Genomic DNA, 17,036 nt, shown 5'->3' on the forward strand with positions numbered 1-17,036 from the left:
AAGATTAATGAACAAAATCAAGGGCCAGTTACAAAAATACTGAAACCTATATTAATAGGCTTATAGCATCTCTTGATTGAAGGATTTAATGGGTTGAATAGAGGATTAGAGAGGAAGTGCCGAAGGTGGCTTATCTCGTATTTAAGGATGGGACAACCTTTGAGGGGGAAGAGTTTGGGGCGTGGTTGAAGGGTTTAAACTCAGTGACTGAGCAAGAAGTGGTCTTTAATACGTCCATGAGTGGCTATCAGGAAATGGTCACTGATTTGTCCTATGCGGGGCAGATTCTCGTCCTGACTCAACCGCAAATCGGAAATTATGGCTGGCATCACGAAGAAAATGAAGCAGATAAAACTCGTCTACAGGGACTCATCGTGAGGGAGCTTTCTGATGGAGAGGGTAGTTTACATGCTGAGGGATCGTTGGAGGACTATTGCCAGCAGCATGGAGTGAAGGGTTTAAAGGGAGTCGATACACGGGCTTTAACACGGTATTTGAGAGAATTTGGAACATTGCCTGGCGTACTTGTTCATACCCGGGAGATTGGTTTGGAGTTCTGGGCAAATTTTCAGGAGCATGATAAAGCAAAGGAAAAGAGCGAACACTGGGTTTACCGGTCAACGGTTAAGGAAGCTTACGAAATTCCAGGATTGGGCTCTTTAATTGCTGTTTTAGACTTTGGGGCTAAACGAAATATTGTCCGGCATCTTCAAAAACGAGGGTTCAGGATCATGGTGTTTCCGGCCGGATCGACGCCTGAAGAGATTTTGAGGCATCGTCCCAGCGGAATAGTTTTAAGCAATGGTCCCGGAGATCCTGAAGAGTTGCCGGAATGTGTAGCCACAGTGCGCGGATTATATGATAAGTTGCCAGTCTTAGGTATCTGTTTAGGACATCAACTTTTGGCTTTGGCAGCAGGTGGAGAGACGTATAAACTCCCTTATGGGCATCGCGGTGGTAATCATCCGGTCCTTGATGTTCGGACGGAAAAAGCGACCATGACTGCTCAAAACCACGGGTATGCCGTGCAGGAAGCCTCTTTGGCGGGTTCAGGCTTTGAAGTGACGTTGCGCAATCTCAACGACGGAACGGTAGAGGGGATGGAGCATGACACTTATCCAATCCTATCGGTACAGTTTCATCCTGAGGGTGCGCCGGGACCAGAGGAGAACGCTGAGATTTTCGATCGGTTTAAAGAATTAGTGGAAAGCAGCAGCTTAATCAGAAAGGGGAGAAACTAACGATGCCCAAGAAGGAATGGAAAAAGGTTTTGGTGATCGGGTCAGGTCCCATTGTGATTGGGCAGGCTGCTGAGTTTGACTATGCAGGTACCCAAGCCTGTCGTGCTATACGCGAAGAAGGGGTAGAAGTTATTCTCGTCAACTCCAACCCTGCAACGATTATGACAGATCGAGAAACGGCAGATCGAGTGTACATTGAGCCTTTGACCGTAGAATCTGTGGAACGGATTATTGAGCGGGAGAGGCCAGATGGACTGATCCCTACTATGGGAGGGCAAACCGGCTTGAACCTGGCTTATCAGCTTGCAAAACGGGGAGTTTTGGATCGCTGCGAGGTCACTTTAATGGGCACCTCTCTTCAAAGTATTGATCAAGCGGAAGATCGGGAAAGCTTCCGGTCCTTGATGAAGGAACTTGGGGAACCCATTCCTGAAAGTAAAATTGTGTCCAAAGTTGAAGATGCACTTGATTTCGCGAAGGAAACAGGCTACCCACTCATTGTGCGCCCAGCTTTTACCTTGGGAGGAACCGGGGGAGGGATTGTGCAGAGCGCTGAGGAACTGAAGCTGATTTCAGAGAGTGGATTACAGGCAAGTCTCATTGGACAGATTTTAGTGGAGCGCAGTGTAGCGGGCTGGAAAGAAGTCGAATTTGAAGTCTTACGCGATGGAGTCGGCAATTGCATAACGATTTGCCATATGGAAAATATGGATCCAGTGGGAGTACATACAGGGGATAGTATCGTCGTGGCGCCCTGCCTAACCTTGACAGATCGGGAAGTTCAGATGTTACGCAGCTCTTCACGGAAGATCGTAAATGGACTGGGAATTGAAGGGGGATGCAATGTCCAGTTTGCCTTGCATCCTTCAAGCATGGAATATGTAGTGATTGAGGTTAACCCCCGTCTAAGCCGTTCTAGTGCCCTCGCCTCTAAGGCTACTGGGTATCCGATCGCCAAGGTCGCGGCCAAAATAGCCTTGGGTTATGCCCTGACAGAAATCAAAAATGCTGTAACAGGAAAAACCTCGGCTTGTTTCGAACCAGCCTTAGACTATGTCGTGGTTAAAATTCCACGCTGGCCTTTTGATAAATTCACAGAGGCAGATCGGCGCTTAGGCACCCAGATGAAGGCAACCGGAGAAGTCATGGGTATCGGTCGTAATTTGGAAACTGCCTTACTCAAAGCCGTTCGTTCTCTCGATATAAAGGTGTACGGAGTTCGATTACGAGAGCTTGAGGGATTATCAGATACTGAACTCAAAACCTCGTGCCTTCAGCCCGATGACCGACAATTGTTTGTTCTTGCCGAGGCTTTGAAGCGCGGTTGGACGGTGGATTGGTTAGCAGAGTTGACGGGCTGGAATCGTTATTTTCTGGTTATTCTTAACCGTCTGGTGGACAACATGGTTTTACTGGAACAAGCACCTTGGGATAAGGAGATCATGCTTCGTGCTAAACGGCTTGGGTTTGCGGATTTAGAAATTGCAGCCCTTTGGAATAGTACAGAAGATGAGGTATATAGATTCAGGCAAGAGTCGGGTCTTCGACCTGTTTTTAAAATGGTTGATACTTGTGCCGGGGAGTTTGAGGCCACAACGCCGTACTTTTATTCTAGCTATGATGTTGAAGATGAAGGGGAAGTCCATAAGGTACCCAAGGTGGTCGTCTTAGGATCGGGCTCCATTCGGATCGGGCAAGGGATTGAATTTGACTATTGTTCCGTACATGCGGTTTTGGCACTGCGAAAAGCAGGCTTTGAAAGTATTATTATCAATAACAATCCCGAGACAGTCTCAACGGACTTTGACACAGCGGATCGACTGTATTTCGAGCCCTTGACCTTGGAAGATGTCTCTGCGATTTTAGACAAAGAACAGCCCGATGGTGTGGTGGTTCAGTTCGGAGGGCAAACAGCCATTGGCTTGGCCAGCGGATTAGCGCGGCGCGGATATAAAGTTTTGGGTACGACAGTGGAGGATATTGACCGAGCTGAGGAGCGGGGAACCTTCGATCGTGTACTTCATGACCTGGGGGCCAAACGGCCTCGCGGGGGCGGGGCCACGAATATGGAGCAAGTGCAACGTGTGGCCCAAGAGATAGGATTCCCCTTGGTGGTTCGGCCATCCTATGTCTTAGGTGGACGGGCCATGGATATTGTCTATGAAGAAACGGAACTAGAAGCTGTCGTCAAACGTGCTCTATTGGCATCCTCGGATCAGGAGATCTGGATGGATCAATATCTCCTGGGAACTGAGGTGGAAGTCGATGCAATCTCAGATGGAGAAAATGTCTTCATCCCGGGAATCATGGAACATTTAGAGCGGGCAGGGGTCCATTCTGGGGATTCTATAGCGGTCTATCCGCCGCAAACACTGGACTTAGATATGCAAGGGCGGATCATAGCTTTAACGGAATCGTTAGCCCGGTCATTAAAGATTAAAGGATTACTAAACATCCAGTATGTCATTTATCAGAAAGAACTCTTTGTCCTTGAAGTGAATCCTCGATCGAGTCGCACCGTTCCTTTCCTGAGTAAAGTTACTGGGGTCCCCATTGTAGACTGGGCGACCCAAGTCATCCTAGGAAGAGATTGGAAAGATATAAAGATCCCGCACGGCCTCTGGCCAATAGGGGATCGGGTAGCTGTCAAAGCACCTGTGTTCTCTTTCTCGAAACTTCAACGGGTCGAGCCATCATTAGGCCCAGAAATGAAATCTACGGGTGAAGTCATGGGAATGGATAGAACGTATGAAAAGGCCCTCTATAAAGCGCTTCTTGGTGCAGGGCTGTCATTTACGACATATGGTTCTGTGTTTGTTACCTTGGCAGACCGTGATAAAGCAGAAGGGGTTGCCCTCGCTCGGAGGTTTGCAGAACTTGGGTTTAGAATCTTAGCCACGGAGGGAACAACGCTTTACTTAAAGAATCAGGGGTTAAGAGTGGAACAGATTGCGAAATTGCACGATGGCTCCAACGAAATTATCGATGGAATTCGGAAACAAAAAATTCAATGTGTCGTTAATACTACAACCCATGGTCGTGTACAAGAAAGTGATGGGTTTGCGATCCGAAGAGCGGCTGTGGAACATGGAATCCCTTGCTTCACGAGCTTAGATACCGCCGGAGCATTGCTCCAAGTTCTGGAAAGTATTTCGCCAGGTCTCTTGCCACTTTAAGTAGCTCCATCTCTAGATTATTGAACTTATTTAGGATTGTGATATTCTATATTTCGAATTACGAACCAGGAGAGGAGGGGATGCCATGCTTACGGAAGGACAAGTAGTTGTTCATGAACGCATTGGAGATGAAGACCAAAGGCTTAGGCGATTGGTTCTAAAGGGACCGATTGCCCAAGTCGCGAAGGCTGGACAATTCGTCGCAATCCAGGTTCAGGATCCAGCGCTTTCGTCATTTGATCCGTTATTGCGACGGCCTATTAGCATTGCAGGTATTTCTCCCGAACGCGACGAGATTACCTTGCTTTATCGAATTATGGGTCGGGGAACTGAAATCTTAGCACGAGCTCGATGCGGAGAGCGGCTTAGTATTATGGGACCCTTGGGAAACGGTTTTTCGTTTCCCAAACAAGAAGGGGAATTGTGGCTGGTTGCAGGGGGAATCGGTGTATTCCCCCTATATGCTCTGGCTCAAAGCGCGCTTGCTCGGGGCCTTAAAGTGCGTTTGTTTTGGGGAGGCGAAAGTCACTCTTTTCTCGATAGTGCGGGGCTTTCCTCATGGCAAGCTTTGGGGCTTCCCATACATCTGAGTACGCTTGACGGAAGTATAGGGCAAAAGGGTTTTGTAACTGAGCAGGTACAGGAGCATTTATCACGGTTATCAGGGCAAGTGGTCTTGGCCGGACAGATGGAACAGGAAAATCAGGAGAGCCAAGGGAGTCAGGTTAAAACCGAACATACAAAACTAATATCAACTAGCGGTAGCATCATCGTGGCGACTTGTGGTCCAAAAAAGATGATGCAGGCTGTTACGGAACTGTGCATGAATTTTGGAGTTTCCGTAGAAGTTTCTCTGGAAGAACGTATGGGCTGTGCCGTAGGTGCTTGCTTAGGATGTGTATGTACGCTTAGGGATGAAGCGGGGAATCTGATTCATAAGAAAGTTTGTCAGGATGGACCAGTGTTTCGGGGTGAGGAGGTTGTCTGGGATGAGTCTTGTTGACCTAACAACACAGTTTGCAGGTATCAATTTAAGGAATCCGGTCCTCACCTCGTCAGGAACTTATGGATTTGGAGAGGAGTATGCCGCCTATTGTCCCGTCGAAGCTTTAGGGGGAATAACCTTAAAGGGGCTTACCCCATTGCCCAGACTGGGAAATCCAGTTCCTCGGCTAGCTGAAACTCCAGCAGGCTTACTAAACGCGGTAGGTCTTGAGAATCCGGGTCTTGAGGAATTTTTAAAATCCTATCTTCCCAAGGTACGCAAATTGCCCACAGCGGTGATTGCCAATATCTCTGGATTTTCGTTAGAGGATTATGTACAGATGGCCCAGGCGTTGAAAAAGGATTCTGGATTAGCTGCGCTTGAAGTGAATATTTCCTGCCCCAATGTTAAACATGGCGGGATGCATTTTGGAACAGATCCAGGGAGTGCAGAGGAAGTCATTGCGGCCGTGAAGGCTGTAACGGATCTCCCGATTATCGCCAAGCTTTCACCCAATGTCACAGATATTGTTGGAATGGCACGAGCGGTTCAGCGCGGAGGAGCAGATGCACTATCACTCATTAATACACTTTTGGGAATGCGTATTGACATTGATCAACAACGTCCCGTGTTAGCCAACACGTTTGGAGGGCTCTCTGGACCAGCGATTCGACCGGTTGCTGTCCGTATGGTTTGGCAAGTTTCTCAGGCCATAGATTTACCTATCATAGGTATGGGCGGAATCACCACTTGGCAGGATGCTGTGGAATTCCTTTTGGCTGGGGCGACGGCCGTAAGTATCGGCACGGGGAACTTTGTGAATCCTCAGGCTCCATTGGATATCCTAAGGGGAATCCAAGACTACTGCGAAAAACACGGACTGACTTCAGTGAGCGAATTAATAGGATTGGCACATAAGGCTTAGTGGGAAGTGCATGCCTAAATCATAGAATATTTCTCAACAAGTCCAAACCAGGAGAAACGGAGGGTTATCGTTTTGGATGAAACATCAAAAAATCAACGGGTCATGGTGGCTCTCGACGTGCAAGGGCGCGAAGAAGCATTAGTCCTTGCGAAAGCACTTCAAGGCAGTGGATGCTGGCTTAAAGTGGGGTTAGAGCTGTATGCATATACAGGTCCAGCGATGATTCAAGAACTGAAAGCTCTGGGATTTCCCATCTTCCTGGACTTAAAGCTTCACGACATTCCTACAACGGTGGAACGGGCGATTCGTGGATTCGTCCAGTGCGGTGTGGACATGATCAATGTTCATTGCAGTGGCGGGTATGATATGATGGCAAGGGCTGCGCACGCTGTGCGGGAAGCAGGGAGTACATTAGAGCGTGTACCGAAAGTTATTGGAGTTACGGTCCTCACAAGTATGTCAGAAGATCAATTTAGACAAGAGATGGGGGTTGAACGGAAACTCCAGGAGCATGTGGTGGAACTCGCGAAACTGGCAGAAAAGGCTGGATTAGACGGAGTTGTTGCTTCGGCTAGAGAAGCGAGGGAGATAAGGCGGAGCACCGAATCAGGTTTTCTGATTGTCACTCCGGGGATCCGTCCAACATGGAGTGAGGCGCAGGACCAGTCACGTGTCCTAACTCCCCATGAGGCCTTGGAAGCTGGAAGCTCGTATCTTGTGGTCGGGAGGCCGATTACACGTGCTGAAGATCCACGTCAAGCTTTGGAAAAACTTTGGGTACGGTAGGAAAAGGAGAGAAAAATAATGGATAAGCAATCGAATATAAATAGAACCCCACTCACGTCCGATGAATATCTTGACTTGTTCAGAAAAAGCGAAGCTTTGTTGGACGGGCATTTTCTGTTAACTTCAGGAAAACATAGTGCTCAGTACATGCAATGTGCTCAAGTACTGCAATACCCAGATAGAGCAGCCGTACTCGCAGAGGGACTCGCCGCATCATTCCGCGACAATGACATTCAAACCGTCATCGGTCCCGCCATGGGAGGGATTTTGGTGGCCCATGAAGTCGCCAAAGCCTTAGGGGTTCGAGCCTTATTCACAGAACGAGAAAATGGAATCATGCGTTTGCGCAGAGGGTTTACTCTTTCCCCGGGAGAACGCGTGTTAGTTGTGGAGGACGTAATCACGACGGGTGGATCCGTTCGTGAGGTGCTTTCTGCGGTTCGTGAATTCGGAGCCATTCCGGTGGGTGTCGGCGTGCTTGTTGATCGAACAGGCGGAAAGGTGGATTTTGGTCTGCCACAAAGCTCAATCATCCAGCTTAACATTCAGGCCTTTGAAGCGGAGGAATGTCCGCTATGTGCTCAAGGGATTCCTGCTATTAAACCTGGAAGCCGGAAAGTCTAAGAAATGGTTTTATCGCTTATGAATGTAGTAATAAAATAAAAAAACACGCTCTTTAAGTACGAGCGTGTAAAAGAATAAGATCTAGGTTAAGCTTGAATATCAATTTTGTAGTTGTTGGAAACAGAAGCAGTTGAAGGCTGAGTTACTTGTTGATTACTTCCAGCCTGATCAGATTTTTTGGCTTGTAGCTGTTGTATTTGCATTTCAAGTTGTGCTATTTGTGTTTGCAGTAATTGGACTTTCGACTCTTTTGTTTTAGCATCATCTTTGCTTTGACCCTCCGTTGTTACTTGCTTCTGGAGATTTTTGATTTGATTTTGGAGTTGCTTTACCTCACTACCATTCCCCGATGAATATGAGGTACTCGATGAAGAAGAAATTGATGAAATATGCATAGCTGTAGCCTCCTTGTTAAATAGATTTGAGGTTGAAACGATCTCGAATTTACTTAGTCTATCGAAATAAACTCTTGGAAATATCTGTAGTTTAATTAACTTTTACCAATCAATAACATTTATATAGTTAGTATATTCCAAGAGACCCGATGAATACAACTACTTCATCGGGTCTCTTTGTGTTGAAGTCTGAATCAAATCGTGACAATAGATAAATATTTGATATAATTAACCAAATAAGGTAGCGAGAAGGGAGCGAATCATGAAAAAGGTAATTCTATTTGTGATCGACTCACTTCATCCGGCAGTCTTGCGGAGGATCCTTTCGGAGGGGAATGCTCCGGCACTTGCCTTTCTAGCTAAACACGGAACCTATTTTGATCGCGTTGTCTCCTCTTTTCCAACCATGACCCCAGTAGCCACGAGTTCTATGATCACGGGAACTTGGCCTGATCGGCACAGGGTTCCTGGATTTATCTGGTATAACGAAGAAATTCGAAAGATCGTGGATTATGGAGCGACGTTGCAAAGTATCTTGAAAATTGGTCCAAAGAAAATTCTTCGCAACTTATTAATAAAGCTCAATGAAGAGCATCTTAATCCGGAAACACCAACTTTATATGAAGAATTGGAGTCCAGAGGATATAGTACGGGAAACGTTAATTTCTTTATGTATCGGGCAACACACCCGCACCAAGCGAAAATACCTTTTTCGCTTTCTTTGGCGACGGGTTTTCGGCTTAAACAAGAAACGGTTTCAGGCCCTTCTCATTTAACCTTAGGTCAGCTCGTTCACCCTCCTTTCTCAGGTCGGTTAACGTCCTACCCAAGAGGAGTGTTTCACCGTTTCGGCTTCAACGATGCCTTCTCAGGGAAAATAGTCGCTCAGCTCATCCGTGAGGGGAAGCAACCGGATTTTACTGTCGTTTATTTTCCGGATAATGATAAATATTCACATTACTACGGTCCATTACGCACCGGTCCTTCTATTGAACGTGCAGACCAGCAGGTTGCTTCGGTGCTGGATGAGTTTGGTTCTTGGGAGAAGGCCCTTGAAGAAAATGTCATGATTGTCACGGGAGACCATTCTCAGTCGACGGTCGGTTTGAGCGAGGAATACTTAATTGATTTAGATCATGCCTTAAAGTCCTTCAAACGACTAAGGGCTACGGAAGAGGCTAGCGAGGACAATAACAAAGAGATTGCCATTTGTCCAAATGAACGCATGGCCTTTATTTACCTTCTTCAGAGGAAAAGCGAAATTTTGCCTGAAATCGTGAGTATTCTGGCTAAAGATCCACGCAATGCCCAGATCGCCTGGAGAGTGTCCGAAAATAGATATTGCGTCATCCAAGGCGGTACGGAAAAGCGGCTTTTCTTTTCTCGCACAGGTGCCTATCAAGACGTATACGGACAAAGTTGGTCGTTGGAAGGGGACTTGTCCGTGGTAGGTGCCCAGGTTACGAGAGAACAAATAATTGAATTTGAGAAGTATCCAGACGCGTTCAATCGCCTATTTTCTGCCCTTGAGGCGCGGAGCGGTAGCAGGGTCGTCGTTTCTGCAGCATCAGGGTATGAGTATTTAGCCGTAGGGGCACCGATTCACCCAGGCGGGGGGAGCCACGGATCCCTTGAGGAAGAGGATTCGACAGTGCCAATGATCATTTCTGGTATGTCGGTTAGATTGGAGCACCCTAGAATTATTGATTTGTATCCAATGATTTTGGAGCATTTTGGGTTATAGGAGGGAGGAAGTTTCTTAGCCCGTTCGCACACGCTCCATTGCTATTCGCTTGATGCCGCGGCTAAAACGCAAAACCTCTAGGTCGTTCTGCATGTGAACCGTTGCGTTTCTTAACGCCTTAGCATCTGTGCTCATTGACGCAATTCCGCTAACGTGCTTCTCTAAGCTAAGAAACTTCCTCAGGACTCGACTTTTGGGATTTTTATTGGATACTGGAGTGTGGAAGTGAGGCTGATTAATATTTTGACGAACTATAAAGAAGGTGGTTATGCAGTTGCATTTATGAAAAGCAGAGAGGAATTGCAAAAGCTGTTGCCCCAAAGTATTATGGAGGGGTCACTTTGCGAATTCAATTCCCCAAGGGGCTGCTTCAAAGTTGTTAGCTTCGGTCAAACCATCGAAATATCCTATCCAGAAGGGCAGATAATTAATATTGGTTCCGATACCACCCTCTCACTCGGTTGGAGATTAATCCTCCTTAATTATTTATCCTATGCGAAGAATATTCCGCTGTCAGGCCAACGGATATCTTACCGTGATTTACCATTAGGGAATGTTTTCTATCCAAATATTAGGAAGCATTCCCTTGAGCCCTTGGGTAACTTCTTTTCGAGTTGTGACCAAGATATATTACGTCAGAGCTTAATCGAAGCAGGGTTCACTTTATTACAAGCCAAAGCTGATATCGCTGCAATGGGTTTCTTTGCTCCTAGGATTCCAGTACAGCTACACTTCTGGGAGGGAGAAGAGGGTATACCGTCTGCCTGTCAGATCCTTTTCGATAGTACGATTGTAGACCAAATGCATATTGAAGATAGTGCCGCCTTGTGTAGTGTCATAAAAGACCATATACTGCGAAACTATGAGCTCCTTGTTCAGAGGACTAGATCCTTAAGGTGAGGCTCGGCCTAAAATAAATTGACCGAGCTCCGCTAAAGATTAACTCTTCTGACGTGCTGATTCCAGGTTTATTTTACTGTCCCTTTGGTATAGTAAAAAACAAGAACAGAAATCTCTAGCGGATTTCTGTTCTTGTTTTTTACTCTGAAAGCTCTTCACTAGCCAGTAACTGTTCTAAGACCTCCAGCTTAGGCGTGAGGTATAAGGTCCAGTTCTGTTCGTAAATTACCATTCCGGGCTTTGCGGAGTTGGGTTTCTTTAGCTGTTTGACATGTGTGTAATCCACAGGGACTTGGGAAGAACCGCGAGCCTGACTGTAATAGATCGCTAGAGCAGCTGCTTCTTCAAGGGTGCTGTCATCCGGGAACTCTTCCCCTTCTTCTAGGGGGACTAGGACATGGGAACCAGGGATCTGCTTGACATGGAGCCAAAGATCATTGGGTTTGCCTTTGCGTAAGGATAACCAGTCATTTTGAGCATTGTTTTTACCAACATAGATTATTCTGCCTTGGCTAGAACGGTACACCCTTGGGTGGATAGCCTCTTTGGGAGTTTTTACGTTCGCCTTTGATTTTGATTTGGTATTAGGGCGGCCTTTTTTAGGTTTGAAGTTATCCTTTTTCAAATGCTTTCCGGCCACATAACCTTGATTCACAAGTTCGACATGGATTTCATCAAGTTCAGCTAGAGTAGATGCTTGTTCTAAACTGACCCGTAAGGAATCGAGGTATCTAACTTCCTCAAGTGCGGCTTCTTTGAGCGGCTCAGTTTGGCGCAGTGTGGCCTTCGCTTTATTATACCGCTTGTAGTAGCGCTGGGCGTTGTCGATGGCACTAATATGAGGATTGAGGGGAATGACCACAGAGGACAGTAAGGGGTCATAATAATCTTCCACCGCCACTTCAACCGATCCCTGAGAAATATGATAGAGGTTAGCGGTAAGAAGTTCTCCCCATTTTTGATACGCCAGGCCTGAATTTGCATTGGAAAGGGCTTCATCATAGAGCTTCAGTTTCTTGCTGAAATGGGCGTGTTGATCTTGAACAACTTTTCGTAGAGAACCACGTTTAGATTCAAGAGTGTTGTTGTTGGATTTCGACAGGTAAAAGCTCCTGATTGCGTCATTTAATGAGGAGGGGTTTTCTATCCTTAGCTCTTGGTATTGTTGAAAGGGGACAAAGCTGAATGCAACGGGAGAGGATTGGGGTGTGGAATTATAATAGAGGCAGGGTCTAATCTCAGGAACCCCCTCGGGATTACTTAACCTTCGATAAGCCTGGTATAGTCGTGAAAAGTCAATGTCTCCGCATTGATGGAGGCGGATCTCCATATTCACCCCAGCCTGTATGACGATTTCTCGGGCCAATTCCGGACTGATTCCGGCAAAACGGGCGAGTAGTAAGCTAGTAATGGGGCGATCTAGATCTTCCTCATAGAGGGTCTTTCGCCATAGTTCTTCGTCCTCTAAAGGAGGCTGTTTTCCCTGTGAGGGGGGCGCGAGATAAGTTCGTCCGGGCAAGACTTCGCGATAGCGACTTATGGCGTGAGAGTACCGTTTTAGACCGTCGAGAATCGTAGAGGTCGTCGGGTCAACGAGGATAAGGTTACTATGTTTACCCATGATTTCTAAGTGAAGATGCAAGGTGACTAAATCGCCACGGTCGTTGTAATTTTGAATCTCAAAGGTTACGACTCGTTCTAGCTCCCTTTGATGTAGGTCCACGATTTTTCCACCCTCGAGGTGTTTACGTAAAATCATACAAAACATAGGGGGCGAGGGCGGGTTCTTCTTGTTTTCCTGAGTGAGGTGGAAGCGGGGGGAGGTTGCACTGGTACTAAGCAAAAGACGTATAGAACCGTGCTGTAGTCGCAGCTGAAAATGGACTTCATCTTTTTCGGGTTGAGAGATTTTATCAATACGTGCTCCGGTAAGTTGTGGAGCAAGTTCGCTAACTAAATAGGCGAGGGTTACACCGTCTAACGCCATGGGGGATACTCCTTTCATCACTTGAATCGCTTTTTAGTATAACACACTTGTTCTGACGAGGCATTTTTCAACTCCTTTGGGAATAAGCATGTACTACAAAAGGGACAAAGCCTTTTATGTGTTTTAAAGCAAAGGAGGAAAAACGGCATGCGACAACAGGCATGGCATGTGTTGCCTTGGCTTGATGTGGCCAAGGCCTTGGATGTACATCCAGGCAAAGGGTTAAGTGTCAAAGAAGTGCGTCAGCGGTTAGTTGAGGTCGGCAAGAATGTTCTGGAGGTGAAGAAAGGGGTTCACCCAGTATTTTTGTTTCTAGGACAATTTAAAGATTTCATGGTTCTAGTCTTACTGGCGGCCACGGTTGTCTCTGGACTTTTAGGCGAAATGGCGGATGCCATTACGATTTTGGCGATCATTATTATTAATGCCATTCTTGGCTTTGTTCAGGAGTTTCGTGCGGAGCGTTCCATGGAATCCCTCCGTTCCCTCACCGCCCCTGAAGCGCGGGTGTTGCGAGAAGGTATGGAGCAACGGATTCCGGCCGCGGATGTTGTACCTGGGGATATTGTGCTTCTTGAAGCGGGGGATCGTATTCCAGCAGATGTGCGTTGGATCCAGGCTGTCAATATGCAAGTGGAAGAGTCCGCCCTGACGGGGGAATCTCATCCAGTAGGCAAAAGTATTTCTCCACTCCAGGAAGAACTCACGCCCATGGCCGATCGCAAAAACATGGGGTATATGGGGACCTCTGTGGTCAATGGCCGGGGTGCCGGAGTTGTTGTGGCGACTGGTATGGAGACTGAGATGGGTGTTATCGCCGGAATGATTCAAAGTGTGGAGGAGGAAGAAACTCCTTTACAAAAACGTTTAGCAGAACTCGGTAAATGGTTGGTTCTGATTAGTTTGCTTGTCTGTGTCGTTGTGGTAGTCACTGGAGTTTTAAGGGGAGAAGATTTCTATAAAATGTTCTTCACCGGAGTGTCATTGGCGGTGGCGGCCATTCCAGAAGGCCTGCCTGCCATTGTCACGGTGGCTTTAGCAGTGGGGGTGCAACGTATGGTTAAACGGCAGGCGATCATTCGGAAACTTCCTGCTGTTGAAACCTTGGGGTGTGCGACGGTGATCTGTTCCGACAAGACTGGGACGCTGACCCAGAATGAAATGACCGTGCGCCAAATTTATTCGGATGGACGAAAAGTTGCCGTTTCTGGTCAAGGATACGACCCTAAAGGAGAGTTCAAAGGCGCTGATCCGGAGAAAGAACGGGATCCCTTACATGCAGCGTTAAAGATTGCAGCACTGTGTAACAATTCCAAGTTGACCAAGAAAGGGGTTCAGGTTGCTGGGCTTTTTCGTTCCAAAGGAAGCGATGCCCCTTGGGGCATTGAGGGAGATCCGACGGAGGGGGCCATTTTAGTGGCTGCCGCTAAGGCGGGGATATGGCGTGAGGTTTTGGAACGCAAACAAGAGCGAATTGGAGAATTACCGTTTGACTCGGACCGTAAGCGAATGAGCGTTGTTTACCAGACGAAACATGGCAAAATGGCTTACGCTAAAGGGGCCCCTGATATGGTTTTGAAACTTTGTCAGCGGGAGTTGACAGAGCAAGGGGTCGTGGAGCTGACAGCTGAACGCAAGCAAAGCATAATGCGAGCGAATGACGAAATGGCACGGCATGCCCTCCGTGTCCTAGCAGTTGCCGAAAAACCGTTGACAGATTCTGAGCCACTTGATGAGAACGTTGAACAAGGGTTGACGTTTGTCGGATTGCTGGGAATGATCGACCCACCGCGACCGAGTGCTATTAAAGCGATCAAAATTTGCCGACAGGCTGGCATCAAACCAGTCATGATTACGGGTGATCATCGCTTGACCGCGGAAGCCGTTGCCCATGAGTTGGGGATTTTACGTGGAACGGGTGGCGGAGTTGTCACTGGGGAAGACCTTGAGCGAATGTCTGACCGAGATTTAAACGAGCGTGTCATGGATATTTCCGTCTATGCACGTGTGACTCCAAAGGATAAACTCAGAATAGTGCGTGCGCTGAAGAGGCGTGGGCAAGTGGTTGCCATGACCGGGGACGGGGTTAATGATGCCCCTGCGGTCAAGGAAGCGGATATCGGGGTAGCTATGGGCCTGACAGGAACGGATGTAACCAAAGAAGCATCTTCCATGGTTTTAGGCGATGATAACTTCGCGACAATTGTAGCTGCTGTAGAAGAGGGACGAGGGATTTACGACAACATCCGCAAGTTCATCCGTTACCTGCTTTCTTGTAATTTGGGCGAAGTTCTGACCATGTTTTTGGCGACACTGGTGGGCTTGCCACTTCCGTTGCTTCCAATTCAGATCTTGTGGGTTAATCTTGTGACTGATGGCTTGCCGGCAATGGCTTTAGGTGTCGATGGAGCTGAGCCGGGCATTATGAATCGTCTCCCCAGGGCTCCAGGAGAAAGTATTTTTGCACGGGGATTGGCTCGTAAAATAGGAGTACGAGGAACTATGATTGGACTTGGAACGCTCTTTGTGTTCGTTGTTGGTCTTTTGATGGGGGTTAACATGTTAGGCGCTCGAACGATGGCCTTTACGACTCTCGTATTTTCCCAGTTGTTTCATGTCTTCGATTGTCGGTCTGAAGAACGAGGTATCTTTGAAGTTGGCCTTTTCACAAATCCCTATCTTGTTGGGGCGGTGCTGGTTTCTACGATCATGCAGCTGAGTGTGATCTATCTTTCTCCTTTACAAGCGATCTTCAAGACAGCGCCTTTAAACAGCTGGCAATGGATTTTAATTCTTTGCGTAGCTGGTGGACCTTCAGTCCTGATCGGATTTGCCCGGCTCATAAAGAACAGCTGGCTAGGAAAACCGTCTATAGCCAAGGGATAGATATTTATGAGCAGGTAGGGTCACGATACATCGTGACCCTACACACTTCAAGGACACCACGTATAATGCTCTCTCAACTCGTGTATACTTGGTTCAAAAGGTTGACCCACTTCATACAGCGTAGTATCCTTTTAAGGAGATAATACGTAGGATAGAGGAAGCTTGCTTGCTTGTGATGAGCACAAAAGCTCATACCATAAGATTAGTAGAGTTTATCCAGGGGCTTGGCGCCATTTTATCTTCCTATTAATGTGGACTATTAAGAAGAGGAGATCCTGTGGCTGTTAGCCGTCGGATCAGTATAGAGGGGGAAGCACGATGGAATTCATTAAAATGCATGGTCTGGGGAATGATTTTGTTTTCCTAGACCATTTTTCTGTCTCGGAGGACTTAGATTATCCGAAGTTGGCTAAAAAGCTCTGTCATCGGCAATTCGGAATCGGAGGGGATGGGTTAGCTGTTATTCTACCTTCGAACGTCGCAGATGCTAGGATGCGTATCTATAATTCAGACGGATCTGAACCAGAAATGTGTGGGAATGCTATACGATGTTTTGCACGGTATGTTTACGATCAGGGGATTGTCCTACATAACCCAATGCGTGTTGAAACCCTAGCGGGAGTTTTGACCTTAGGACTTGATATTCAAGAAGGCACTGTTCAAGGAGTACGGGTGGATATGGGTGAGCCCATTCTACGGGCGGACCTCATTCCAGTCCTGGGGGGTGAGGAACCGGTGGTTGCGCAGTCCCTTGAAGCAATGGGGGAGAAATTTCAATATACGGCCGTTTCCATGGGGAATCCGCACTGTGTAATCTTTGTAGAGGATTTTGCAACGTTGGATTTTGAACATATTGGACCGGCAATTGAAAAACATCCGTTGTTTCCACGTAAGACGAATGTCGAGTTCATTCGTGTCGATTCTCCTCGTGAAATGACTATGAAAGTTTGGGAGCGGGGTGCTGGACCGACGCTAGCCTGTGGTACGGGTGCTTGTGGCTCTACGGTTGCTGCCGTGCTTAACCATAAGACAGAACGTGCTGTAATTGTTCATCTGCCAGGTGGGGACTTATTTATTGAGTGGGGAAACGACAATCACGTCTATATGACTGGTCCCGCCACTTATGCGTTTAAGGGCGAATGGTTGGATTCCTAGATTTTCATTTAGGCTGTATTATGAGAGGGTAATCTAGTTGATTGAAGCTTTGGAGGAGGTTTTCTCAATATATGAGGGTTAACTTCCGGATTTCGCTGACGATTAATACGGAACGATTTAGGGAAGCATTCTAGTGTTTGTAGGATAGCTCTGGGGAATTGGAACTTTAGCAAGGATGGGAAACCTCTTGAGGTTCCCTTTTTGCTTTATGGCCATAGGTAATTTATAATAT

The 17,036-nt window shown here is 47.1% G+C and carries 12 protein-coding genes; 10 read left to right on the forward strand and 2 right to left on the reverse strand.

Annotation, left to right across the window (positions count from 1 at the left end; translation table 11 throughout):
- The first annotated feature begins 125 nt into the window (after positions 1–125).
- The 6 genes from carA (at position 126) to pyrE (ending at position 7,737) form a co-directional block, all read left to right on the forward strand.
- Positions 126–1,241, forward strand: a complete 1,116-nt coding sequence (gene carA / locus E4K68_RS11115; protein WP_135378991.1) for a glutamine-hydrolyzing carbamoyl-phosphate synthase small subunit — start codon at positions 126–128, stop codon at positions 1,239–1,241.
- A 2-nt stretch (positions 1,242–1,243) separates the two neighbouring features.
- Positions 1,244–4,417, forward strand: a complete 3,174-nt coding sequence (gene carB, locus E4K68_RS11120; RefSeq protein ID WP_135378992.1) for a carbamoyl-phosphate synthase large subunit — start codon at positions 1,244–1,246, stop codon at positions 4,415–4,417.
- Between the two features lie 85 nt (positions 4,418–4,502).
- A complete protein-coding gene (locus E4K68_RS11125; RefSeq protein WP_135378993.1) occupies positions 4,503–5,420 on the forward strand; it encodes a dihydroorotate dehydrogenase electron transfer subunit in 918 nt (305 codons plus the stop codon).
- On the forward strand, positions 5,407–6,327 hold the full coding sequence (locus E4K68_RS11130; RefSeq protein ID WP_135378994.1) for a dihydroorotate dehydrogenase: 921 nt from the start codon (positions 5,407–5,409) through the stop codon (positions 6,325–6,327). Before E4K68_RS11125 ends, E4K68_RS11130 begins: the two co-directional genes overlap by 14 nt.
- Positions 6,328–6,399: 72 nt before the next feature.
- Complete coding sequence (pyrF, locus tag E4K68_RS11135) at positions 6,400–7,113, forward strand: orotidine-5'-phosphate decarboxylase (RefSeq protein ID WP_282432982.1); 714 nt, start codon at positions 6,400–6,402, stop codon at positions 7,111–7,113.
- Between the two features lie 18 nt (positions 7,114–7,131).
- A complete protein-coding gene (pyrE, locus tag E4K68_RS11140; RefSeq protein WP_135378995.1) occupies positions 7,132–7,737 on the forward strand; it encodes an orotate phosphoribosyltransferase in 606 nt (201 codons plus the stop codon).
- A gap of 86 nt (positions 7,738–7,823) precedes the next feature.
- On the opposite strand, the gene E4K68_RS11145 is transcribed toward pyrE, so the two are convergent.
- The gene (locus E4K68_RS11145) at positions 7,824–8,132 is read right to left on the reverse strand and encodes a FlxA-like family protein (RefSeq protein ID WP_135378996.1); all 309 of its coding nucleotides are present in this window, start codon (positions 8,130–8,132) and stop codon (positions 7,824–7,826) included.
- A gap of 262 nt (positions 8,133–8,394) precedes the next feature.
- Between E4K68_RS11145 and E4K68_RS11150 the strand changes: the two genes are divergently transcribed.
- Together E4K68_RS11150 and E4K68_RS11155 are read left to right on the forward strand one after the other, a co-directional pair.
- Complete coding sequence (locus E4K68_RS11150) at positions 8,395–9,876, forward strand: alkaline phosphatase family protein (RefSeq protein ID WP_135378997.1); 1,482 nt, start codon at positions 8,395–8,397, stop codon at positions 9,874–9,876.
- Between the two features lie 225 nt (positions 9,877–10,101).
- Positions 10,102–10,776 carry a DUF3786 domain-containing protein gene (locus tag E4K68_RS11155; RefSeq protein ID WP_243450341.1) on the forward strand — a complete coding sequence of 225 codons (675 nt, stop codon included), beginning with the start codon at positions 10,102–10,104 and terminating at the stop codon, positions 10,774–10,776.
- A gap of 139 nt (positions 10,777–10,915) precedes the next feature.
- On the opposite strand, the gene E4K68_RS11160 is transcribed toward E4K68_RS11155, so the two are convergent.
- The gene (locus E4K68_RS11160; protein WP_135378998.1) at positions 10,916–12,763 is read right to left on the reverse strand and encodes an NFACT RNA binding domain-containing protein; all 1,848 of its coding nucleotides are present in this window, start codon (positions 12,761–12,763) and stop codon (positions 10,916–10,918) included.
- Positions 12,764–12,910: 147 nt separating this feature from the next.
- Between E4K68_RS11160 and E4K68_RS11165 the strand changes: the two genes are divergently transcribed.
- The gene (locus E4K68_RS11165) at positions 12,911–15,649 is read left to right on the forward strand and encodes a calcium-transporting P-type ATPase, PMR1-type (RefSeq protein WP_135378999.1); all 2,739 of its coding nucleotides are present in this window, start codon (positions 12,911–12,913) and stop codon (positions 15,647–15,649) included.
- A 318-nt stretch (positions 15,650–15,967) separates the two neighbouring features.
- Positions 15,968–16,804, forward strand: coding sequence for a diaminopimelate epimerase (gene dapF / locus E4K68_RS11170; protein ID WP_135379000.1), 837 nt, complete (start codon positions 15,968–15,970; stop codon positions 16,802–16,804).
- The last annotated feature ends 232 nt before the right edge of the window (positions 16,805–17,036 follow it).

Source organism: Desulfosporosinus sp. Sb-LF, from assembly GCF_004766055.1.
Taxonomy (GTDB): Bacteria; Bacillota; Desulfitobacteriia; order Desulfitobacteriales; family Desulfitobacteriaceae; genus Desulfosporosinus.